The organism is Crossiella sp. NPDC003009 (genome assembly GCF_053591555.1).
The window spans coordinates 111,837-133,248 of the sequence record NZ_JBSFUA010000020.1; the positions used below are offsets into that span (position 1 = coordinate 111,837).

Annotated in this window: 26 protein-coding genes; 15 read left to right on the plus strand and 11 right to left on the minus strand. The window is 72.3% G+C overall.

The annotated features are described in order from the left end of the window. Positions 1-14: 14 nt before the first annotated feature. Entirely contained in the window at positions 15-1,553 is a 1,539-nt protein-coding gene (locus ACWDY5_RS22040; protein WP_449724038.1) for a hypothetical protein, read from the minus strand. A 147-nt stretch (positions 1,554-1,700) separates the two neighbouring features. Beyond that, positions 1,701-3,431, minus strand: coding sequence for a pyruvate dehydrogenase (locus ACWDY5_RS22045; protein WP_449724039.1), 1,731 nt, complete (start codon positions 3,429-3,431; stop codon positions 1,701-1,703). Between the two features lie 89 nt (positions 3,432-3,520). Here ACWDY5_RS22045 and ACWDY5_RS22050 point away from each other — a divergent pair, with 89 nt between their 5' ends. The 5 genes from ACWDY5_RS22050 (at position 3,521) to ACWDY5_RS22070 (ending at position 6,919) form a co-directional block, all read left to right on the plus strand. Further along, a complete protein-coding gene (locus ACWDY5_RS22050) occupies positions 3,521-4,432 on the plus strand; it encodes a LysR family transcriptional regulator (RefSeq protein WP_449724040.1) in 912 nt (303 codons plus the stop codon). A gap of 11 nt (positions 4,433-4,443) precedes the next feature. Continuing rightward, complete coding sequence (locus tag ACWDY5_RS22055) at positions 4,444-4,779, plus strand: hypothetical protein (RefSeq protein WP_449724041.1); 336 nt, start codon at positions 4,444-4,446, stop codon at positions 4,777-4,779. An 84-nt stretch (positions 4,780-4,863) separates the two neighbouring features. After that, positions 4,864-5,205 (plus strand): YciI family protein, encoded by a 342-nt coding sequence (locus ACWDY5_RS22060; RefSeq protein WP_449724042.1) that lies wholly within the window; start codon positions 4,864-4,866, stop codon positions 5,203-5,205. Then, positions 5,205-6,398, plus strand: a complete 1,194-nt coding sequence (locus ACWDY5_RS22065) for an RNA polymerase sigma factor (RefSeq protein ID WP_449724043.1) — start codon at positions 5,205-5,207, stop codon at positions 6,396-6,398. Before ACWDY5_RS22060 ends, ACWDY5_RS22065 begins: the two co-directional genes overlap by 1 nt. A 134-nt stretch (positions 6,399-6,532) precedes the next feature. Beyond that, positions 6,533-6,919 carry a glycine cleavage system protein H gene (locus ACWDY5_RS22070; RefSeq protein ID WP_449724044.1) on the plus strand — a complete coding sequence of 129 codons (387 nt, stop codon included), beginning with the start codon at positions 6,533-6,535 and terminating at the stop codon, positions 6,917-6,919. Here the strand turns inward: ACWDY5_RS22070 and ACWDY5_RS22075 are convergent. Beyond that, positions 6,916-7,905 (minus strand): YdcF family protein, encoded by a 990-nt coding sequence (locus tag ACWDY5_RS22075; protein ID WP_449724045.1) that lies wholly within the window; start codon positions 7,903-7,905, stop codon positions 6,916-6,918. The two genes, ACWDY5_RS22070 and ACWDY5_RS22075, sit on opposite strands and share 4 nt — an antisense overlap. A gap of 160 nt (positions 7,906-8,065) precedes the next feature. On the opposite strand from ACWDY5_RS22075, the gene ACWDY5_RS22080 reads away from it, so the two are divergent. After that, positions 8,066-8,848 carry a class I SAM-dependent methyltransferase gene (locus ACWDY5_RS22080; protein ID WP_449724046.1) on the plus strand — a complete coding sequence of 261 codons (783 nt, stop codon included), beginning with the start codon at positions 8,066-8,068 and terminating at the stop codon, positions 8,846-8,848. Here ACWDY5_RS22080 and ACWDY5_RS22085 read toward each other — a convergent pair. After that, on the minus strand, positions 8,845-9,084 hold the full coding sequence (locus ACWDY5_RS22085) for a hypothetical protein (protein ID WP_449724047.1): 240 nt from the start codon (positions 9,082-9,084) through the stop codon (positions 8,845-8,847). The two genes, ACWDY5_RS22080 and ACWDY5_RS22085, sit on opposite strands and share 4 nt — an antisense overlap. Positions 9,085-9,130: 46 nt before the next feature. Further along, positions 9,131-9,676 (minus strand): TetR/AcrR family transcriptional regulator, encoded by a 546-nt coding sequence (locus ACWDY5_RS22090; protein WP_449724048.1) that lies wholly within the window; start codon positions 9,674-9,676, stop codon positions 9,131-9,133. A gap of 83 nt (positions 9,677-9,759) precedes the next feature. Here ACWDY5_RS22090 and ACWDY5_RS22095 point away from each other — a divergent pair, with 83 nt between their 5' ends. Next, entirely contained in the window at positions 9,760-10,677 is a 918-nt protein-coding gene (locus ACWDY5_RS22095; protein WP_449724049.1) for an SDR family NAD(P)-dependent oxidoreductase, read from the plus strand. A 71-nt stretch (positions 10,678-10,748) separates the two neighbouring features. Further along, positions 10,749-11,198 (plus strand): universal stress protein, encoded by a 450-nt coding sequence (locus ACWDY5_RS22100; protein WP_449724050.1) that lies wholly within the window; start codon positions 10,749-10,751, stop codon positions 11,196-11,198. A 76-nt stretch (positions 11,199-11,274) separates the two neighbouring features. Here ACWDY5_RS22100 and ACWDY5_RS22105 read toward each other — a convergent pair whose 3' ends face one another. Beyond that, positions 11,275-11,730 (minus strand): GNAT family N-acetyltransferase, encoded by a 456-nt coding sequence (locus ACWDY5_RS22105; RefSeq protein ID WP_449724051.1) that lies wholly within the window; start codon positions 11,728-11,730, stop codon positions 11,275-11,277. A 61-nt stretch (positions 11,731-11,791) separates the two neighbouring features. Between ACWDY5_RS22105 and ACWDY5_RS22110 the strand changes: the two genes are divergently transcribed. Then, entirely contained in the window at positions 11,792-12,382 is a 591-nt protein-coding gene (locus ACWDY5_RS22110; protein WP_449724052.1) for a TetR/AcrR family transcriptional regulator, read from the plus strand. Between the two features lies 1 nt (position 12,383). Here the strand turns inward: ACWDY5_RS22110 and ACWDY5_RS22115 are convergent, their stop codons facing one another. From ACWDY5_RS22115 to ACWDY5_RS22130, 4 genes are all read right to left on the minus strand, one after another. Next, complete coding sequence (locus tag ACWDY5_RS22115) at positions 12,384-13,430, minus strand: hypothetical protein (protein ID WP_449724053.1); 1,047 nt, start codon at positions 13,428-13,430, stop codon at positions 12,384-12,386. Next, positions 13,427-14,332, minus strand: a complete 906-nt coding sequence (locus tag ACWDY5_RS22120; RefSeq protein WP_449724054.1) for an ABC transporter ATP-binding protein — start codon at positions 14,330-14,332, stop codon at positions 13,427-13,429. The genes ACWDY5_RS22115 and ACWDY5_RS22120 overlap by 4 nt, the downstream gene beginning before the upstream one ends. Then, positions 14,329-14,682: a GntR family transcriptional regulator gene (locus tag ACWDY5_RS22125; protein WP_449724055.1), complete on the minus strand. Its 354-nt coding sequence runs from the start codon at positions 14,680-14,682 to the stop codon at positions 14,329-14,331. The genes ACWDY5_RS22120 and ACWDY5_RS22125 overlap by 4 nt, the downstream gene beginning before the upstream one ends. A 103-nt stretch (positions 14,683-14,785) precedes the next feature. Then, the gene (locus ACWDY5_RS22130; protein WP_449724056.1) at positions 14,786-15,526 is read right to left on the minus strand and encodes an SDR family oxidoreductase; all 741 of its coding nucleotides are present in this window, start codon (positions 15,524-15,526) and stop codon (positions 14,786-14,788) included. A 96-nt stretch (positions 15,527-15,622) separates the two neighbouring features. Between ACWDY5_RS22130 and ACWDY5_RS22135 the strand changes: the two genes are divergently transcribed. From ACWDY5_RS22135 to ACWDY5_RS22155, 5 genes are all read left to right on the plus strand, one after another. Beyond that, complete coding sequence (locus ACWDY5_RS22135) at positions 15,623-16,321, plus strand: TetR/AcrR family transcriptional regulator (protein WP_449724057.1); 699 nt, start codon at positions 15,623-15,625, stop codon at positions 16,319-16,321. Positions 16,322-16,365: 44 nt separating this feature from the next. Beyond that, entirely contained in the window at positions 16,366-16,866 is a 501-nt protein-coding gene (locus ACWDY5_RS22140; RefSeq protein WP_449724058.1) for a hypothetical protein, read from the plus strand. Continuing rightward, positions 16,866-17,402, plus strand: coding sequence for a hypothetical protein (locus ACWDY5_RS22145; RefSeq protein ID WP_449724059.1), 537 nt, complete (start codon positions 16,866-16,868; stop codon positions 17,400-17,402). Before ACWDY5_RS22140 ends, ACWDY5_RS22145 begins: the two co-directional genes overlap by 1 nt. A gap of 40 nt (positions 17,403-17,442) precedes the next feature. Beyond that, on the plus strand, positions 17,443-18,468 hold the full coding sequence (locus tag ACWDY5_RS22150; RefSeq protein ID WP_449724060.1) for a LacI family DNA-binding transcriptional regulator: 1,026 nt from the start codon (positions 17,443-17,445) through the stop codon (positions 18,466-18,468). Positions 18,469-18,578: 110 nt separating this feature from the next. Next, positions 18,579-19,517, plus strand: a complete 939-nt coding sequence (locus tag ACWDY5_RS22155; protein WP_449724061.1) for a glycoside hydrolase family 6 protein — start codon at positions 18,579-18,581, stop codon at positions 19,515-19,517. A 100-nt stretch (positions 19,518-19,617) separates the two neighbouring features. Here ACWDY5_RS22155 and mgrA read toward each other — a convergent pair whose 3' ends face one another. Continuing rightward, positions 19,618-20,613 carry an L-glyceraldehyde 3-phosphate reductase gene (gene mgrA / locus ACWDY5_RS22160; RefSeq protein ID WP_449724062.1) on the minus strand — a complete coding sequence of 332 codons (996 nt, stop codon included), beginning with the start codon at positions 20,611-20,613 and terminating at the stop codon, positions 19,618-19,620. A 211-nt stretch (positions 20,614-20,824) separates the two neighbouring features. On the opposite strand from mgrA, the gene ACWDY5_RS22165 reads away from it, so the two are divergent. Continuing rightward, entirely contained in the window at positions 20,825-21,226 is a 402-nt protein-coding gene (locus ACWDY5_RS22165) for a DnaJ family domain-containing protein (RefSeq protein WP_449724063.1), read from the plus strand. The last annotated feature ends 186 nt before the right edge of the window (positions 21,227-21,412 follow it).

Here is a 21,412-nt window from a genome sequence, read left to right on the forward strand (position 1 = left end):
GAGCGAGAAGGGGTTCAGTGACGCTTGAGGCGGGCGCGGAGCCTGCTCCAGGAGCTGCTCCTGGCCGGTCGGGGTATCTCGTGCTCTTCGCGCGGCGGCCGGGGCACCACCACCTCGGGCGGGACGCCCCGGTCGATCAGGTCGGGCAGGGCCGCGCCGTACTTCCACAGGTTCGGCTCCACCCGCAGGTGCAGGCCGTCCAGGCCGATCAGGTGCCGGGCGCCGTCGGGCCAGGCCAGCATCGCCGCGCACTCGGCGAAGCGGACGGTGACGAACTCCAGCCCGTTGATCAGGCTCACGCCCTCCTCGCCGACGCAGAGCCGGGGCCTGCCCTGGTTGCCGGGGCCGAACGGTTTCTGCTCGCCGGGCTGGGCGGAGTCGATGTGCAGCAGGACCTCGCCCTGCACGGTGCCGGTGGAGCCGTGCGGGGCGGCCACGTAGCGCTCGCCGGGCAGGTGGCCCTCCGGGACCATGAGCAACAGGTTGTCCCGCACCGAGATCCCCACGTCCTGGATGTCCTCGGCGCACAGGACGGCCAGGTCGGCCTGCACCGAGGCGATGGTGGGCGGCTCGGCGCCGAAGAGCTCGGCGTGCGCGGCGCCCACCGGCAGCCCGGCCCTGATCCTCGGGTCCAGCAGCGGGGCCCGGCGCAGCTCGATCAGCTCGGCCACCTCGCCCTCCCGTGGCGGGACCTCGGCCAGCCAGTCGATCACGTCGGTGAACCCGCGCACCAGTCGCGAGTGGACGGAGGCCAGCCCGTCGGCGAAGGCGACGATCTCGGCCATGTCGGCATCACGCCGGTCGTAGGCCGCGGTCTGGCTGTAGCTGATCCCCTCCGCGGTGCGCAGGGTGTCGAACAGCCTGCGCTGCAACAGATCCGTGTAGGCGGTGGCCGCGGTGGAGCGTTCCACCACGCTGCTGGCGGCCACCCCGTTGATCGAGGCCGGGAAGTAGGCGGGGGTGCGGCGCAGCGCGCTGGTCGGCTCCGGCGGCGGGATCCGCGGCCCCGGGGGCAGTTCCAGCCGCAGTCCCGGCGGCGGTGGGCCGCCGATGAGCCACAGCGCCGCGTTGCCCGAGGTGAACCACTGCCGCGCCCAGGCCAGCACCTCCTCCGGGGTGTGCCCGCCGACGCCGAACTCCTCGTAGCCGCTGAGCCCGTAGCTGGCCGCGCCGTAGCGCCAGATCGCCAGCGAGGCCTGGATGTCCCGGCCGCGGCCATCGGCCTCGGTAAGCAGGAGCTGGTTCTCCGCGGCGATCCGGTGCACCGGCAGCTCGCGCAGCGCGGCGCACAGCGCGGTGAAGAAGGCGACCACGTGGTCCGGACCGCCGTGGGTGAGGAAGGAGGTCAGGGTGGCGTCGACCGTGCCGTTGGACTCCTCGTGCCTGCTGCCGGCCTGGTGCAGCGCGAGGTGCTCCACCAGGTGCGTGATGCCGCGCCGGGCCAGCCGCTCGTCGGCGTGGCCGACCCGGAAGACCAGGCCCGCGGTGATCTCGCCCTCGTGTTCGGACCAGAACACCGGCACACCGTCGATCTCGGTGCGAACCCACTCCACGCCGTGACTCCCCTTGCGCGCCTACCCCGTTCGCCGGCCGCGCGCACTATACGACCTGGCGGGGGCCGGACGCGAGCGGTTCACCAGGCGGAAACCCGGGATCACGGGACGTTCACCGTCCACTCCAGACAAAGGCCGGCACCCGGCCTAGGGACGCGGGATGTTGCGCAGGTTGCTGCGGGCCAGCTCGACCATCTTGCCCACGCCGCCGTTGAGCACCGTCTTGCCCGCGGCCAGCGCGAAACCGCGGACCATCTCGCCGGTGATCTTGGGCGGCAGGGACAGCGCGTTGGCGTCGGTGACCAGCTCGACCAGGGCCGGGCCGGGGTGGTCGAAGGCCTCCTGGAAGGCGGCGCGGATCTCACCGGGCTTCTCCGCGCGCACCGCGTGCAGCCCGGCGGCCTTGGCCAGCGCGGCGAAGTCGACCTGCGGGTGGTCGGTGCCGTGGTCGGGCAGGCCGTCCACCAGCATCTCCAGTTTCACCATGCCCAGGCTGGCGTTGTTGAACACCACCACCTTCACCGGGATGCGCGCGCTGGAAAGGGTGAGCAGGTCGCCCAGCAGCATGGACAGGCCGCCGTCGCCGGAGAGGGCGACCACCTGGCGGTCCGGGTAGGCCAGCTGGGCGCCGATGGCCTGGGGCAGCGCGTTGGCCATGCTGCCGTGCCGGAAGGAGCCGATCATGCGGCGCCTGCCGTTGGGCGTCAGGTAGCGGGCGGCCCACACGTTGTTCATGCCGGTGTCGATGGTGAACACGGTGTCCCCCGAGGCCACCTCGTCCAGCACCGCGGCCGCGTACTCCGGGTGGATCGGGGTGCGCTCGGCGATGTCCCTGGTGTAGGCGTCGACCACCTTCTCCAGCCGGTCGGCGTGCTTGCGCAGCATCTTGTCCAAAAAGGACCGGTCGCGGCGCTGGGCCAGCTTGGGCAGCAGGGCGGCCAGGGTCTCCTTGACGCTGCCGTGCACGGCCAGCTCCAGCGGGGTGCGGCGGCCCAGCCGGGTGAGGTCGTGGTCGATCTGCACGGTGCGGGCCTGCGGCAGGAAGTTGTCGTAGGGGAAGTCGGTGCCCAGCAACACGATCCGGTCCGCGGAGTGCATGGCCTCGAAGCAGGCGCCGTAGCCGAGCAGGCCGCTCATGCCGACGTCGTAGGGGTTGTCGAACTGGATCCACTCCTTGCCGCCGAAGGAGTGCCCGACCGGCGCGTTCAGCTTCCCGGCCAGCGCCATGACCTCCGCGTGCGCGCCCCGGGCGCCGGCGCCGACGAAGAGCATCACCCGCTCGGCGCTGGTGAGCAGGTCGGCCAGCTCGTCCACCGTCTCCTCGGCCGGGACCACCGGCGAGGGGCGGACCCTGGTCACCGGCGGGGTGGGCGCGACGGCCTTGCGGTCGGCCAGGTCGCCGGGGATGGTCAGCACGGACACCCCGCCGCGGCCCAGCGCGGTCTGCATGGCGATGCGCAGCAGCCGGGGCAGCTGCTCGGGCTGGGAGACCAGCTCGCTGTAGTGGCTGCACTCGGTGAACAGCTGCTCCGGGTGGGTCTCCTGGAAGTAGCCGGTGCCGATCTGGGCGGCCGGGATGTGCGAGGCGATGGCCAGCACCGGCGCGCCGCTGCGGTGGGCGTCGAACAGGCCGTTGATCAGGTGCAGGTTGCCGGGCCCGCTGCTGCCCGCGCACACCGCCAACCGGCCGGTCAGCTGGGCTTCCGCGGCGGCGGCGAAGGCGGCGGTCTCCTCATGCCGCACGTGCACCCACTCGATGCCCTCGGTGCGGCGCACCGCGTCCACGATCGGGTTGAGGCTGTCCCCGACGATGCCGTAGATCCGCTGGACCCCGGCCTCGCGCAGCATGTGCACGAGCTGCTCGGCCACGTTGGTCATGTTGTCCTCCTCCGGCTGCACTGCCAGCCTGCGCCTGATCGATCCATGCGTCCAATGCCGGATCTTGTGCCCATCGATACTCTTGACACATGGATCTGCGGACGTTGGCCTGGTTCCGGGAGGTCGCCGACGGGGCCACCGTCACCGAGACCGCGCGCCGGGCGCACCTGACCCAGCCCGCGCTGTCCAGGGCGCTGGCCCGGCTGGAGCAGGAGGCTGGCGCCGCGCTGTTCCAGCGGGTCGGCAAGACGCTGCGGCCCACCCCGGCCGGGCGGCTGCTGCGGGCGCACGTGGCCGAGGCGCTGGAGCGCTACGCCCAGGGCCTGCGCGCGGTGGCCGAGCTGACCGACCCGGCCCGCGGCACGGTGCCGCTGACCTTCCTGCACACCCTGGGCACCTGGCTGGTGCCGCCGCTGCTGAGCCGTTTCCGCGCCGGGTTCCCGGACATCGCCTTCGAGCTGACCCAGCACGGCGAGGCCGGACTGGCCGAGGAGCTGCTGGCCGGCACCGCCGACCTGGCGGTCACCAGCGACGATCCCGGTCACCCGCACCTGCGCTGGCAGCGGCTGCTCACCGAGCCGCTGTGGCTGGCCGTGCCGCCGGGACACCGGCTGGCCGGGCGGGCCGGGGTCCGGCTGGCCGAGCTCGCCGAGGAGACCTTCATCCTGCTCCGCCCCGGTTTCGCGCTGCGGGCCACCACCGAGCGGCTGTGCCGCCAGGCCGGTTTCACCCCGAGGGCGGGCTTCGAGGGCGAGGAGGTGGAGACCCTGCGCGGCCTGGTCGCGGCCGGACTGGGCGTCTCGGTGCTGCCGCTGCCCGGCGGCGAGGCGGCCACCCCGCACCTGCGGCTCACCGACGTCACGGCGACCAGGGACATCGGCCTGATGTGGCTGGCCGAGCGGGCGCTGCCGCCTGCCTCCGCGCAGTTCCGCCGGCACGTGCTGGACTCCGTGCGCGACGGCCTGGAAGTCCCCTGGCAGCGGGAGAAATCCGAGGGGTAGGGTCGGCGGCCATGGACGAGACGCCCCTGCCGGATCCGGCGGACTGGCAACGGATCTCCCGCCCGGACCGCCGCCTGTCCATCGCGCTGGCCGCACTCTATGAGTATTACCCGACCTTGGCCGGGCCGCCCGGCGCCGCGCACGAGTCCTATGTGGACGGCGTGGTGCGCCAGCTCAGCGCGCCGTTCCAGCCCGACCCGGCCCGCGCCGAGGTGGTCTCCGGCGCGATCCGGCACGCCGCGTCCTTCCAGACCTGGGAGTCCCTGGTGCGCACCAGCGGCCTGGTCACCCTGGACGCGGTGCGGCTGATGGTGGCCATGGTCAAGACCGCCGCCGGGGACCGCTGAGAAAAATCTTGGAGTTTCTCCCGCCGTGGTGTCGATCCGGCGCCGCGGGGTTCGTGTAGAGAGCGAACCGAGGAGGAGAGAACCATGGCCCAGTACCTGCTCAGCATCTACCAGCCGGACGGCCCCACCCCGCCGCCGGAGTTCCTCGACCCGATCATGAAGCGGCTGGACGCGGTGAACGCGGACCTGACCGCCTCGGGCGCGCGGGTGTTCGCCGCCGGGCTGTGCCCGCCGAGCACGGCCACCGTGATCAGGGCGAACGGGGACGAGGTGCTGATGACCGACGGCCCGTTCACCGAGGGCAAGGAGCACATCGGCGGGTTCACCGTGGTCCAGGTCGAGGACCTGGACGCCGCCCTGCACTGGGGACGGCGGCTGGCCGAGGCGATCGGGCTGCCCATCGAGGTGCGGCCCATGTACGACTGATGGACGTCGCGGCGATCTTCCGCGCCGAGTACGGGCGCGCGGTCGCGGTGCTGGTCCGCCTGCTCGGCGACATCGACCTCGCCGAGGAGGCGGTCCAGGACGCCTTCGCCACCGCGCTGGAGCGCTGGCCGCGCGAGGGCCTGCCACCCGCGCCAGCGGGCTGGATCATCACCACCGCCCGCAACCGGGCGATCGACCGGCACCGGCGCGAGTCCGGCCGGGACACCCGCGAGGCGCAGTCGGCGCTGCTGCGCGCGCCCGCGGAGACGGAGGAGGTGGGCGCGGTGCCGGACGAGCGGCTGCGACTGATCTTCACCTGCTGCCACCCCGCGCTGGCCCCCTCGGCCAGGGTGGCGCTCACCCTGCGCCTGCTCGGCGGACTGTCCACTGTGGAGATCGCGCGGGCGTTCCTGGTGCCGGAAGCCACCATGGCGCAACGCCTGGTGCGGGCCAAGGGCAAGATCAGGGACGCCCGGATCCCGTACCGGGTGCCCGCCGAGGCCGACCTGCCGGACCGGCTGCGCTCGGTGCTGGCCGTGCTGTACCTGATCTTCACCGAGGGGCACACCGCCAGCGCGGGCGAGCGCCTGGACCGGCCGGAGCTGGGCGCGGAGGCGATCCGGCTGACCAGGGTGCTGGTGGCGCTGATGCCGGACGAGCCGGAGGCCTGGGGCCTGCTCGCGCTGATGCTGCTGGTGGAGTCCAGGCGGGCCGCCCGCACCGGCCCGGACGGCGAGCTGGTGCCACTGGCCGAGCAGGACCGCACCCGCTGGGACGCCGGCCTGCTCCGGGAGGGGCAGTCGATCGTCGAGGCATGCCTCCGGCGCAACCAGCCCGGCCCGTACCAGCTCCAGGCCGCGATCAACGCGGTGCACGGCGATCCCCTGCCCACGGACTGGCATGCCATCCGCACCCTCTACGACCAGCTGCTCACCTTCACCCCGACCCCGGTGGTCGCACTCAACCGCGCGGTCGCCGTCGCCGAGGTCGACAGCCCGGCCGCCGCGCTGACCGAACTCGACCGGCTGGACCTGCCGAACTACCACCTGTGCCACGCCATCCGCGCCGACCTGCTCCGGCGCCTCGGCCGCACCGCCGAGGCGGCCGCGGCCTACGAGCGGGCGATCGAGCTGACCGGCAACTCCGCCGAACGGGAGTTCCTGCGCCGCCGCCGTCATGCGCTGGAGGCGTGACCGACCGGCCATGCGAACGGCGGCGGCCGGTTGGCCCAATGTCTGTCCACAGTGGACGGAGACGACGTGTTCGTTCGGGTAAAAACGACCTCGGTAGGTTTACCCGCGGCTCAGCGGAGCGCTAGAAACGGTTCATGTTCGTCGGCTACCAGACCCTCCGGTTCACCAGGGACCACACCTGGGTCCGGCTCCAGGGCGACACACTGCGGGTGGGCTTGACCGATGTGCTGACCGGGGGCCTGACCAGCCTGGTCGAGGTGGGCCTGCCGCCACCGGGCGGCGCGCTGCGCCTGCTGGCCCCGTGCGGTTTCCTGGCCACCCGGACCTGGTGCGGCGACCTGTTCGCACCCGCCGCCGGCCTGGTCAGCGAGCGCAACGAGCTGCTCTTCGACGACCCCGGCCTGGTGGTGCGCGACCCGTACGAGTCCGGCTGGCTGTTCGAGCTGCGCCACACCGGCGATCCGCTGCCGGGCACCCTGGACGGCGCGGACTATCTCGAACTGGTCAGCCAGGTTCTCTAGAGCAAGAGCAGCCCGCCCAGGGCCGGGACCGACACCACGGCGAGCACGCCGACCGCGGTGGTCACCCGGTACTGCATGAGCAGCGCGACGAACTCGCGGATGAACGCGCTGGGCAGGAAGTACAGCGCGGTGCGCGAGCCGACCACCCGCATCCGCAGCTTCAGCTGGTAGGACAGCACCGCGGTGCGGAAGACGTGGTAGTTGTTGGTCACCGCCACGATCCGCGCCCCCGGCCTGGTCACCAGCGCGGCGCTGAACGTCAGGTTCTCCTCGGTGGTGCGGGCCCGGTCCTCCAGCACGATGTGCTCGGCCGGCACCCCTCGGGCCAGCAGGTAGTCCCGCATGGCGGCCGCCTCGGTGGTGGTCTCCCCCGGCCCCTGGCCGCCCGAGACCACCAGCACCGGCTCACCCCCGGCCGCGCGGTCGCGGCGGTACAGCGCCAGGCCGCGGTCGATCCGGGCGGCCAGCAGCGGCGGCACCCGGTCGCCGATCAGCCCGCTGCCCAGCACCACCACGGCGTCGGCCCTGGCCCTGCTGCTCAGCTGGCCGTACACAATGGAGTAGGCGAGCAGGCTGGCGAACAGGAAGGCGAAGTAGCCGGTCACCAGGATCACCGCGATCAACACGAGTTGCGCGGCCCGGTCCAGCCGGAGCCCGAACACCACGGTGAACCCGATCAGTCCCAGCATGGCCAGTCCGGTCAGCAGGGACAACAGGTTGGCCGGCCGGAAGGACTCCCGGCGTAGCATGATCACTCCGTTGGCGACCATGGCGAACGGCAGCACCAGACCGATCAGCAGCACCAGCAGCCCGAGCACCACCACGATCTCGCCGTAGCCGTACTTGCCCAGCTCCCACAACGCCCACAGGCCGCCGAAGAACAGCAGGATGCCGAACCAGACCGCGTTGCTCACCCGGCGCGGTTCGCGCATCACCCGCACCAGGAAGACGAGGCCCGCGATTCCCGCCAGGATTCCGAACAGCACGTCAGCCCTCTCCCACCCGACCGGCGACCGTCCACAGTGTGCAGTACCGCCCGGGAGCGCGGACAGGGGGCTCCCCGGGCCGGATCCGCGGCCGGATGGCCCTGCCGACTTTCCCCGGAGCCCGCCAGCCGTCAAGGTAATAGCCGGACCAGGAGGCGCGGTGGGCAGTTATCCCTTCGACAACGCGGTGGACGCCGCACGAACACGCATGGCGGCGCTGGAGGCCACCTACGACGCGGTGACCACGCCGCTGCTGGCCGAGCTCGGCGTGACGCCGGGACAGCGCTGCTGGGAGGTCGGCGCCGGCGGCGGCTCGATCGCGCGCTGGCTGGGCGAGCAGGTCGGCCCGGACGGCTACGTGCTGGCCACCGACCTGGACACCCGGCTGCTGGAGCTGTCCGCGCCGGTGGAGGTCCGGCGGCACGACGTGCTCACCGACCCGCTGCCCGCGCCCGGCTTCGACCTGATCCACTGCCGCCTGGTGCTCATCCACCACCCGGCGCGGGATGCCGCGGTGGCCAAGCTGACCGCCGCGCTCAACCCCGGCGGGGTGCTGCTGCTGGAGGAGATCCTGCCCAAGGAGCAGCGGGTGCTCAGCACCGACGACCGCAGGCAGGAGGCGTTCTGGGCGGTGCAGACCCAGGTGCTCGACGTGCTGACCAAGCTCGGCTCCGACGACCTGGACTGGGCGCTGGGCGTGGAGAAACTGTTCGTCCACTGTGGACTGGAACAGGTCGCCTCCAGCCGGTCCACGCCGATCTGGGTGGGCGGCGGCGAGGGCAGCAGGCTGCTGCTGGCCAACGCCTGGGAGCTGCGGGAGAAGCTGCGCGCGGCCGGGGTCGGGCCGGGCGAGCTGGCCCAGTTCACCCGGCTGCTGCGCGATCCGGGGTTCAGCGTCACCGCCTACCCGCTGGTCAGCACCTGGGGACGCGCGCCGCGCTAGGGCCGGTTCGCCCCGTCCCGCGTACGCCGGGACTTCCGGGCGAGGTGGACGAACCAGGCGGCGATCAGAGCACTGGCCAGTCCGAGCGCCAGCAACAGCCACCCGATTCCCTGGCCGCTGGAGGCGATGACGCTGATGCCCGCTACCACTGCTATGGCGGCCATCGACGCCGTTGAGGCAGCCCGCCAGGTGTGGCGCGACCGGTTGTCGAGGTCCTCGGAGGTGTCGGTTTCCATGGCTGTGCAATAGCCGGAACCGGCTTCCGTCAATCCCGGAACCGCCCTAGGGCGCGAGCGCCTTGCACAGCAGCGGGATCAGCCGCGCGCCCGCCTCGCCCCGGTAGTTCAGCATGGCCTGGCCGCCGATCATCAGCGCCTTGACGTCGGCGACGTCCACGTCCGCGCGCACCGCGCCTGCCTGCTGCGCGCGGGCCAGCAGCACGCCGATGGCCTTCTTGAACTCCGCGGTGCGCTCAGGTTCGGCGGTCTCGATGTCGAACTTGCTGCCCGCGAAGGCCTCCATCAGGCCCTGGTCGGTGACGTAGTCCTGGATGAACCGGCTGAAGTAGCCGTAGAAGGCCGCGCCGGGGTCCGCCGCCCCGGCCAGCTCGGCGGCCCGCGCGATGACCTGGTCGAACTGGTCGGCCACGATCGCCCGGAACAGCGCGTCCTTGGTCGGGAAGTGCCGGTACACGGTGCCCGCGCCCACCCCGGCCCTGCGCGCGATCTCGTCGATCGGCACCGAGAGGCCCTCGGTCGCGAAGGTCTCGTAGGCGACCCGCAACACGCGTTCCCGGTTGCGCACGGCATCCGACCTGAGCTTCTTCACACGGCCTCCACTGGACAAACGGGGCGTGCGTTCCGTATGTTCGTAAACGGAACGTACACCCCGGATTATAGGTGGGAGCTGTCATGACCAAGCTGTGGAGCGCGGCCGAGGTGCCGAGCCAGACCGGGCGGGTCGCGATCGTCACCGGAGCCAACACCGGCATCGGCTTCCCCACCGCCCAGGTGCTGGCCCAGCGCGGCGCGACCGTGGTGCTGGCGGTGCGGGACCTGGAGAAGGGCAAGCGGGCCGCGGCCAGGATCGCCGAGACCGCGCCCGGCGCGCAGGTCGTGGTGCAGCGCCTGGACCTGACCTCGCTGGACTCGGTGCGCGAGGCCGCGGGCGAGCTGCGCGACTCCTTCGAGCGGATCGACCTGCTGATCAACAACGCCGGGGTGATGTACACCCCCAAACAGCTCACCCAGGACGGCTTCGAGCTCCAGTTCGGCACCAACCACCTCGGCCACTTCGCCTTCACCGGCCTGCTGATCGACCGGTTGGCGGAGACGCCCGGCGCGCGGATCGTGACCGTGGCCAGCATCGCGCACAACCTCCGCGCGAAGATCCACTTCGACGACCTGCAGTGGAGCCGCTCCTACGACCGGGTCGCCGCCTACGGCCAGAGCAAGCTGGCCAACCTGATGTTCATCTACGAGCTGGCCCGCCGCCTGAGCGCGCAGGGCAGCCCGGCGCTGGCGCTGGCCGCGCACCCCGGCATCTCCATGACCGAGCTGGTCCGCAACTCCCCCGCGCCGTTCCGCCTCGGCATGCGGGTCTTCGGCAGGCTGTTCACCCAGCCCGCGGCGCAGGGCGCGCTGCCGACCCTGCGCGCGGCCACCGACCCGGCCGCGGTGACCGGCCAGTACTACGGGCCCAACGGGTTCCGCGAGCTGCGCGGCGCGCCGGTGGTGGTGCGCTCCAGCAGGCAGTCCCGCGACGAGGAGCAGCAGCGGCGGCTGTGGGCGGAGTCCGAGCGCCTCACCGGTGTGATCTTCCCCGGGTGAGCCGCCGGTTTCACCGAGCCGTCCCCGGTGGTATTCGGCAAGCTGAACGCACGCGACGCTAGGGAGGCGGCATGGCCGGAACGATCGTGGTGGGCGTGGACGGCTCCACCGAGAGCCTGCGCGCCCTGGGCTGGTCCCTGACCGAGGCCCGCCGCCGGGACGCCGAGGTGGTCGCGGTGATCGCCTGGGTGCCCAACCCGGTGCCCTCCTCGGCGACCCCGTTCACCGTGGCCGAGCCCACGGACCTGGACGTGGACCACGACAAGGTGCACCGGGAACGCCTGGACGAGGCGATCGCCGAGGTCACCGGCGGCGAGCCGCACCCGGTGCGCACGGTGGTGCGGCAGGGCTACGCCGGTGACGTGCTGACCGAGGAGGCCGCCCAGGCGGACCTGCTGGTGGTGGGCAGCCACGGGCACGGGCGGCTCTACAGCGCGGTGCTCGGCTCGATCAGCGCGGAGTGCATCCGCAAGGCGACCTGCCCGGTGGTGGTGATCCCGCCGAAGCTGGTGCCCCGCTAGAGCGCGCCAGCCAAGAACATTCTCGGCCTGCTTGCCGATCGCGGCGAGCAGGCCGGGTTCCGGCGCCACACCTGCTTCACAGCTCCCGCCGGTAGCAGCGGGACAGCTCCGAACCCACGTACGGGCCGAAGTTCGCCACCGCGTGGTAGCCCTCGCGCTCGTAGAAGCGCATCGCGTCCGGCTGCGCGGTCCCGGTCTCCAGCAGCAGGGTGCGCAGCGAACGCCGCCGCGCCTCGTTCTCCAGCGCCCGCAGCACCACCACCGCCACCCCGGTGCCGCGCGCCCGCGGCGTGACGTACATCCGCTTGATCTCCGCTGAGTCCGGCCCGAGCAGCCGCAGCCCGCCGCAGCCGACCGCCCGGTCCTGCGCGTCCCTGGCCAGCAGGAACACCTCGATGTCGGCGGCGGTGGGCGGTGCGCCCGGCTCGTGGTCGGCGAAGCCGTAGCGGGCGTCCAGCTCTGCCCGCTGGGCCGCCCGCAGCGCGGCGCCCTCGGGATCGGCCCAGCTCACCTCGGTCACCCGCACCGTCATCGGCCACCCCTCTCCTCGTAACAGGCGTTACGGTAACATGTGTTACGAGAGGTGGTGGCCGATGGCGAGGACCGCGGATCGGGCGGAGCAGGGCGAGCGGATCTCCGCGGCGGTGTGGCGGCTGATGGCCGAGTCCGGGCCGCAGGGGCTGACCCTGCGGGCGGTGGCCGCGGCCGCGGGCTGCACCACCGGCCTGGTGCTGCACCGCTTCCCGGACAAGCGGGCGCTGCTGCGGCACGCCAGGGACCTGCTGCACCAGCGCACCGGCGCGGCGATGGACGAGCTGACCGCCGAGGGCGGCCCACCGGCGGCGGTGCTGCGCGCGGTGCTGCGGCACGCCGCCTCGGTGGATCCGGCCAAACAGCAGGAGGCCAGGGTGTGGCTGGGCTACCTGGCCGCCGCGCTGGGCGATGACGAGCTGGCCGAGCGCCACCGCGCGGCCAACCAGTCCTTCCTCCGCCGGATCGAACGGCTCATCGCCCAGGTCCGTCCACAGTGGACCAGGGCCCGGCGGGCAACCGCCGCGCTGACCCTGGTCTCACTCGTCGAGGGGATGAACACCTTGGCCACGGCCGATCCGGAGACCTACCGGCCGGCCCGGCAGACCACGGTGCTCGACACCGCGCTGGCCGCCCTGGACCTGAGTGGCTGAGTCAGAGCGTGGCCGTGCGCCGCACCAGCCGCACCGCCAGCGCCAGCAGCACGATCGCGAGCCCGAGGTAGATGCCGGTCTCGACGAGCTGGATCGGCAGCACGCGCGCGTCGGGCTGGTAGTCGATGTAGGTCTGCGTCCAGCCGCGTTCGGTGAGGCACTTGGACATCTCCGCCTGCACCTGGCCGTAGGTGGCATTCGACGGGCTGACCTGTTCGGCCAGCTTCCGGCATTCGGTCACCAGTCCGCCGCCCTGCGGCATGGTCGCGCCCGAGGTGTGCAGGTACCCGGTGCCGGTGATCAGGTTGGCGCCCTCCAGCTTCGCCTGCTGTCCCAGCGGGGTGGCCTGGCGCAGCGGGGTCAGGTAGTGCGGGCGCAGGAACTCGGCCACGAAGACCCGCACCGCGGCGAAGCCGAGCACGGTGACCAGCATGGCGATGACCGTGCGCCGGGCCACCGCGCTCACCGCGACGCCGAGGGCGAACCCGAAGAGCACGTAGCCGATCTGCAGCGGCGGCCACAGGTCGAAGGACATGCTCTGGTACGGGTGGAACGCCGAGCTGTCCTGGGCGTGCAGGTACTGGGTGACCAGGGTGCCGGTGAGGCCGAGCAGGCCGGTGAGCACGGTGAGGGTCGCGCACAGCGCCAGCAGCCGGGTGCTCAGCCAGCGGGTGGGCGAGACGTCCTGGGTCCAGGCCCACAGGTGGGTGCGGTGCTCGTACTCCTGGGACAGCAGCGGCGCGCCCCAGAACGCCGCGACCAGCCCGGCGAAGAGCAGCACCGGGTACTCCAGCAGGCCGGCCCGCCGGGCGATCGCCTCCAGCGCGGGCGAGGCGCCGCCGTCCGGGCAGGCGTTGCCGCAGGGCGGCAGTCCGCTGGCGGCGAAGTAGCTCCACAGGAAGAAGCCGGAGACCGCGGCCACCGCGAGGGTGGTGCCCAGTACCAGCCAGCGGTACTGCCGCCAGGTCACCCAGGCCAGGTCGAGGAATCGCGCGCCACCACGCTTGCCGGTGGCAGGCGGGTCGGTGCGCACCGTGCTGGTGGTCATGCCGCCCTCCTCTTGCTCGCGCGGCTGTTCTCCAGCTGTGCCAGCACGAACTCCTCCAGCGTCATCTCGCGGCCGCGCCACGGCGGGCTGACCTCCGGTGGCCGCCACGGCGGGGCGAAGCCCATCAGGTAGCTGGACTGCCGGTCGCTGTGCTTGGCCTGCACCACTTCTCCCGGCACGGGCGGGGTCGAGGAGCGCGGGCCGTCGTAGAAGCGGTGGCGCTCCAGGATGTCGTCCACGGGCCCGTCGGCCAGCAGCGCGCCGTCGGCCAGCAGCACCAGGTGGTCGGCGACCCCGCCGAGCTCGGCCACGACGTGCGTGGACAGCAGCACGGTCATCCCGGTCTCGGCCGCCTCGCCGAGCAGCTCCTGGGTGACCTCGTTGCGCGCCAACGGGTCCAGGTTCGCCAGCGGTTCGTCCAGCAGCAGCACCGAGGGGCAGGAGCCCAGCGCGATGGCGAAGGCCACCTGGGCCTGCTGCCCGCCGGAGAGCCTGCCGCACGGCCGGTCCAGCGGGATCTCGAAGCGCGCCAGCCAGCGCGTCGCGCGTCGCTGGTCCCATTCGTGGTTGAGCCGGGCGGCGACCGCCAGCATGGTCGCCACGCTCAGCTGCCGGTACAGCGGTTTCTCCTGCGCGACAAAGGAAACCCGGCCCGCGGCCCGGCCCCGGCCCGCCGTGACCAGCCTGCCGCCGACCGTGGCGGTGCCCTCGGTGGGGGCCAGCAGGCCGGCCAGCATGCTCAGCAGGGTGGTCTTGCCCGCGCCGTTCGGGCCGACCAGCGCGGCCACCCGGCCGGTCGGCACCTCGAAGGTGCAGTCCCGCAGCGCCCAGTTCGAGCCGCGGCCGAAGCGGCGCTTGTACTGCTTGCCGATGCCGGCCACCTCCAGCGCGTTGCCGGTCATTCCTGACCCGCCCGGCCGGAGAGCACCGCGCCCAGCAGGGCCCGCATGTCCTCGTCGTTCAGTCCAGCCTCGCGTGCTGTGCGCACCCAGTCCTCCAGTCGTTCCCGCAGCTCCGGCGGAAGCTGCGCGGGGGCGGGGGCGCCGGAGTCCCGGACGTAGGTGCCCGAGCCCTGACGGACCTCGAGCACGCCGGCCAGCTCCAGCTCCCGGTAGGCCTTGAGCACGGTGTTCTGGTTCACCGCGCAGGTGGCCACGACCTCCCGGACAGTCGGCAGGCGGTCGCCCGGCTTGATCCAGCCGAGGCGCACCGCGTCGCGGACCTGGTGCATGAGCTGCCGGTAGGCGGGCATGCCCGCTGATCGATCAACCCGGAACTCCACCGCACCGCCCCTGAATTGTGCTAGTCAACTGTAACACTAGAAGACTGTAGCAAAGCTGGGTCGTCGGGGTCGCTCAGACCATGCCGCCGTTGGCGCGCAGCACCTGTCCGTTGACCCAGCGGGCGGGCCCGGCCAGGAACGAGACCACCTCGGCGATGTCCGCCGGGGTGCCCAGCCGCTCCAGCGGCGCCATCTTGACCAGTCGGTCGACGGTGGCCTCGTCCTTGCCCTCGAAGAACAGCGCGGTCGCGGTCGGGCCGGGGGCCACCGCGTTCACCGTGATGTCCCGGCCGCGCAGCTCGCGGGCGAGGATCTTGGTCAGCACCTCCACGGCGCCCTTGGACGCGGTGTAGGGGGCGTAGGTCGGCAGCAGGGTGCCCATCACCGAGGTGGAGAAGGTGAGGATCGCGCCGCCCCGGCGGACCCGGTTGGCGGCCAGCTTGGCCACCACGAACGGGCCCCGGATGTTGGTGCGGTGCATGCGGTCCAGCTGGTCGAGGTCCAGCTCGGCGATGGTGGACTGGTACAGCACGCCCGCGGCGTGCACCACCACGTCCACCCCGCCGAAGGCCCGCTCGGCCGCGTCGAAGACCTCGGTCATGGCCTGCTCGTCGGCGACGTCGGCCTGTGCCGCGATGGCCCGCCCGCCCGCGGCGGTGATCTCGGCGACGGCGGAGTCGGCCTCGGCCTTGTTGCCGCCGTAGCCGACCACCACGGCCTGCCCGTCGGCGGCCAGCCGCAGCGCGCTCGCCCGGCCGATGCCGCGCGATCCGCCGGTGACGATCGCGACCCGGTCAACAGTGGAGTCAGTCATGGTTCCAGCCTTCCCAGCGGTTGTTTCCGTTGATAACTAGATCACCGTATCACTGATACCGGAGCGACGCTACTCGAAGTTTGTTAGCATTGATTCATGACCGAGAAGAGCGCCGAGTCCACCAGGGACCGCCTGGTCCGGGCTGCGGCGGAACTGCTGTCCGAGGGCGGCAGGGACGCGGTGAGCACCCGTGCGGTGAGCGCCGCGGCCGGTGTGCAGGCCCCCACCCTCTACCGCCTGTTCGGGGACAAGGACGGGCTGCTGGAGGCGGTGGCCGCGCACGCCTTCACCGAGTACCTGACCGGCAAGGCCGCCCTCGGCGAGACCGAGGACCCGATCGAGGACCTGCGCCGCGGCTGGGACCTGCACGTCCAGTTCGGCCTCAGCCACCCCGCCTTCTACCTGCTGATGTACGGCGACACCCGGGCCGGTTCCTCGGGCGCGGGCAAGGAGGCCGAAGCGCGGCTGCGCCGGATCGTGCAGCGGATCGCCGAGGCCGGGCTGCTCCGGGTGAGCGTGAGCCGGGGCGCGGACCTGGTGCACGCCACCGGCAAGGGCGTTGTGCTCACCCTGATCGCGACGCCGGCGGACCGGCGGGACCTGGAGCTGTCCACGGCGGCCAGGGAGAACGTGATCAGCTCGATCACCACCGGCGGGCAGGCCGTCGGCGACACCGATGTGCCAGCCCGCGCCGCCGGGCTCGCCGCCGCACTGCGCCGCGATTCCGCGGGCGCGCTGTCCCCGGCGGAACAGGCGCTGCTGGTGGAGTGGCTGGACCGGATCGCCGACGCCTGAAATCCGCTGGCCGCAACGGCACCGGCCGCACTAGCCTCCGCCGGGTGGCTGGTGATCGTTTCCCGGTGCTGTGGCTGTGCGGGCCTTCCGGCGTCGGCAAGTCCACCGTCGGCTGGGAGATCCACACCCAGCTGGACCGCTCCGGCTTCGTGGACACCGACCAGCTTGGCCTGTGCTCGCCCGCGCCCGCCGATGATCCGGCGCAGCACCGGATCAAGGCGCGCAACCTGGCCGCGATGTGGCCGCACTACCGGGAGGCGGGCGCGGATCGCCTTGTGGTGTCCGGAATCCTGGAGTCCGCCGCGGTCGCCCGCAGCTACACCCGCGCGCTGCCGGGCGCGGCGGTGACGCTGTGCCGGTTGCGCGCGGGCTCCTCGGAGCTGCGGGAGCGGTTCCTGCGCCGCGGCTGGCTCACCCACCTGGCCGAGGCCGCGGTGCGCGAGGCGGCGGAGCTGGACCGGGAGGACTTCGCGGACCTGTGCGTGGACACCACCGGGCTGCCCGCGGTGGCCGTGGCGCGGGTGGTGCTGGAGCGCTGGGTCTGATGAGGGCACAGGGCTGGATGAAGGCGCTGCTGGTGTGCGGTCCCCGGGGCGTCGGCAAGTCCGTGGTCGCCTGGGCGGTCTACGCCTGCCTGGCCCGGACCGGGCAGCCCGCCGCCTACCTCGACCTCGCCCAGCTCGGCTTCTGCCGCCCGGCGCAGGACCACCTCCGGCCCAGCAACCTGGCCGCCGCCTGGCGCACCTTCCATGCCACCGGCACCCGCTACCTGGTCCTCTCCGGCGAGGTCGGCGAACCCGCCACCCTCGACGCCTACGCCGCGGCACTGGGGGACGTGCCACTGACCGTGTGCCGGTTGCACGCCGACCAGGACCGGCTGACCGAGCGGTTGCTCGCCAGGGGCCGCGGCGAGGGGCCACCGATCCCCGGTGACGACCTGCGCGGCAGGCCCCCGGCGGAGCTGCGCCGCCTGGCCGCGCAGGCGTCCCACCCCCCGCTCGGCGACCTGTGCCTGGACTCCACCGACCGGTCGGTGGCGGAGGTGGCCGAGCTGGTCCGCGCGGCCTGGCTCGGCGACTAGGCTGATCATCCCGGGCAGCGGTGTGGATGAGGTGGTGGGCGTGACCCAAGGTGACGTGCGGCCGACGCTGGAAGACGTCGCCGCCTACGCGGGTGTGTCGCGCTCGACCGCGTCCAGGGCGCTCAACGAGGAGGCCTACGTCAGCTCCCGGGCCAGGGAGAAGGTCCTCGACGCCGCGCGCGAGCTGGGCTACTCCCCCAACCAGGCCGCGCGCTCGCTGGTCACCCGCCGCACCAACGCCATCGCCCTGGTGCTCTCCGAACCGGAGACCAAGGTCCTGGAGGACCCCTACTTCGCCGAGATCGTCCGCGGCGCCTTCCGTGAGCTCTCCGCCCGCCGCAGCCAGATGCTGATGATGCTGGTGGACAGCCGCGAGGACGTGCCCGGCACGGTGCGCTTCCTGGACGGCGGCCACGTCGACGGCGCCCTGGTCTTCGCCTCCCACCGCGCCGACCCGCTGCCGTCCGCGCTGCGCTCGCTGCGGCTGCCGATCGTCTTCGGCGGCGGCAGGCCCGGCGGCGCCACCCGCGGCCTGCACCTGGTCGACTTCGACAACGAGGGCGGCGCGAAGCTCGCCGTCGAACACCTGCTTTCCTTGGGGCGCAAGCGCATCGGCACCGTCGCGGGCCCACAGGACCAGCGCTCCGCGGTGGACCGGCTCACCGGCTGGCGCAAGACCCTCGGCCTGGACGACCGCGCCGCGACCCGGCTGTCCGAGGAAGGCGACTTCAGCACCGAAAGCGGCGAGCAGGCCATGACCCGCCTGCTCGCCCGGGTCCCCAACCTCGACGCGGTCTTCGCCGCCAACGACCCCATGGCCGCCGGCGCGCTCCGCGCCCTGCACGCCGCGGGCCGCCGGGTGCCCGAGGACGTGGCCGTGGTCGGCTTCGACGACCACCGGGGCATTGCCGAGGCGACCAATCCCCCGCTGACCACCGTGCACCAGGACCCACGCGAACAGGTGCGGCAGATGGTCGACACTCTGTACCAGCTCATCGAGGGCGACAACCCGCCGCCGCGCCGCAAGGTCCTCCCGGTCAGTCTCGTGCACCGCACCTCGGCCTGACACCAATCCGCCTCTTCCCAGCGCGTGGTCACATCCGTAAACTCCCGTCTGGGAGCGCTCCCAGACACCGCCGCCTGTGTCCCTGTCACATCGGCAACTCGGAGTTTCGGATGAGCAAAAGGTCAGTGCCGCCCGTGCTCGCCACGGTTCTCATCGCCCTCAGCCTGGCGAGCACACCAGCCCAAGCCGCCCCGTCAGGCTTCTACACCGACCCGGAGACCGGCGCCGCGAAGTGGGTGGCCGCCAACCCGAACGACGGCCGCGCCCAGGTGATCCGCGACCGCATCGCCAAGGTCCCCCAGGCCCGCTGGTTCACCACCACCAACACCAGCACGGTCCGCACCCAGGTCAACAACCTGGTCAACGCGGCGGCCAACGCGGGCAAAACCCCGATCCTGGTCGTCTACAACGTGCCCAACCGCGACTGCGGCGGCCCCAGCGGCGGCGGCGCTCCGAGCCACACCGCCTACCGCCAGTGGGTGGACCAGGTCGCCGCCGGCCTGGCCGGCCGTCCGGCCACCATCATCCTGGAACCCGACGTGCTGGCCCTGATGACCAACTGCCAGAACGCCGCCCAGCAAGCCGAAACCCGCGCCTCCATCGCCTACGCGGGCAAGAAGCTCAAGTCCGGCTCGGGCGCGGCCAAGGTCTACTTCGACGCCGCCCACTCCGGCTGGCACAGCGCTGCCGAGATGGCCAGCAGACTCGCCCAGGCGGACATCGCCAACAGCGCCGACGGCATCTCCCTCAACGTCTCCAACTACCACTGGACCCACACCGAAACCGCCTACGCCAAGAACATCCTGTCCCGCCTCGGCAACTCCCGCCTGCGCGCGGTCATCGACACCAGCCGCAACGGCAACGGTCCCCGGGGCAGCGAATGGTGCGACCCGGCAGGCCGAGCCCTGGGCACCCCCAGCACCACGTCAACCGGCGACTCGCAGATCGACGCCTACCTGTGGATCAAACTCCCCGGCGAGTCCGACGGCTGCATCGCCCCGGCAGGCCAGTTCGTCCCGCAACGCGCCTACGAACTGGCCACCGGCTGACCCATCCCCGGGGCGAGCTCTCCAGCCCGCCCCGGGCATCGGCCCGCTACCGACCGGTCGGTAGCGGGCCACCCAGCCTCGCCCACGGGTCCCCCGCCGCTCAGCCCGCGCCGAGCAACCCCTCGATCTCCGCCAGCTCCTCCGCCGCGAAGTCAAGGTTCGCGGTGGCCGCGACGTTGTCCGCCAACTGCTTGACGCTGCTGGCCCCGATCAACGCCGAGGTCACCCGCTCCCCGCGCAACACCCACGCCAGCGCCAGCTGCGCCAAGGTCTGCCCCCGCCGCTTCGCGACCTCGTTGAGCCCCCTGGCGATCGCGAGCTGTCCCTCGGTGATCCCCTCGGCCTGCAGGAACGGACTGGCCCCCGCGGCCCGCGAGTCAGCCGGAATGCCGTCCAGGTACCGATCGGTCAGCAGCCCCTGCGCCAGCGGCGAGAACGCGATCGACCCCGCCCCCACCTCGTCCAGCACATCCTGCAACCCGTCCTCGATCCACCGGTTGACCATCGAGTACGAAGGCTGGTGGATCAACAACGGCGTGCCCAGCTCCGCCAGCACCGCCGCGGCTTCCCTGGTCTGCTCCGCCGAGTAGTTGGACACCCCGACGTAAAGCGCTTTCCCCTGTCGCACCAAGGAGTCCAGCGCCCCCATGGTCTCCTCGATCGGGGTGTCGGGGTCCGGCCGGTGGTGGTAGTAGATGTCCACGTAGTCCAGCCCGAGCCGAGCCAGGCTCGCGTCCAGCGACGACACCAGGTACTTGCGCGACCCCCACTCGCCGTACGGCCCCGGATGCATGAGGTACCCGGCCTTGGTCGAGATCAGCACCTCGTCCCGGTAGCTACGCAGATCCGCGGCGAACAACCGGCCGAAGTTCTCCTCCGCGGCCCCGGGCGGCGGACCGTAGTTGTTGGCCAGATCGAAGTGCGTGACCCCGAGGTCAAAAGCGGCCCGAACGATGTCGCGCTGGGTGTCCAGCGCCTTGTCATGGCCGAAGTTGTGCCACAGCCCCAACGAGATCGCGGGCAGTTTCAGCCCACTGCGACCACACCGGCGGTAGGTCATGGCGTCATAACGCGCATCAGCGGCAACGTAGGTCATCGTGCTCCTTGTGGCCAGTCGAAACTACGCGAACGCTAACCCATGCCCGGCTGGCCACCTGGCCGCGCACGCCTGCCCCGCCGAGTCACCCCGCGACCCGGCCCTCCAGCTCCGCATGCGCCCCGCCAACAACTCGACCAGCTACGGCACACTGGATGGTGAGCCCCCACCAACCCCAGCCCCACCCCGGATCCGCCAAGGAGGCCCGCCCATGACCACCCGGAAACCCGCAGACGCGACCTGGGAAACCTGGGTCGAGCGCCAGATCCGCCAAGCCATGGAACGCGGCGAGTTCGACAACCTGCCCGGCGCCGGCAAACCCCTCCCCGACGCCAACCAGCCGTACCAGGAACTGTGGTGGATCAACCGGAAACTGGCCGCCGAAAAGCTCACCAACCTCCCCCCGAGCCTGATCCTGCGAAAGGACGCGGCCACGGCGTACGAGGCGGCCCTCGCGGCGCCCACGGAGGACCGGGCCCGCGCGATCATCGAAGCGATCAACACCCGCATCGCCGCGGCCATCCGCAACCCGCCTCCGGGCCCGGCCCTGAACCTGGTGCCGTTCAACATCCGCAAGGTCCTCAAGACCCGCCGCACCAACCAGGGCAGCTAACCCACGAATCCGCCTGCCACCCACCTGCCCCAGCCCTGGCCCAACTCGGCCCGCGCGGCTCGGCACGCCCGGCTCGCTCGGCCCGGCTCGACCGCGGCCGGGTGCGGGCCAGGCAACCGCGCCACAGCGCGCGTTCGCCACCAGGGGCCAGCGCGCCGAGTTCGCTGATGGCCGCGGTGTCCAGCG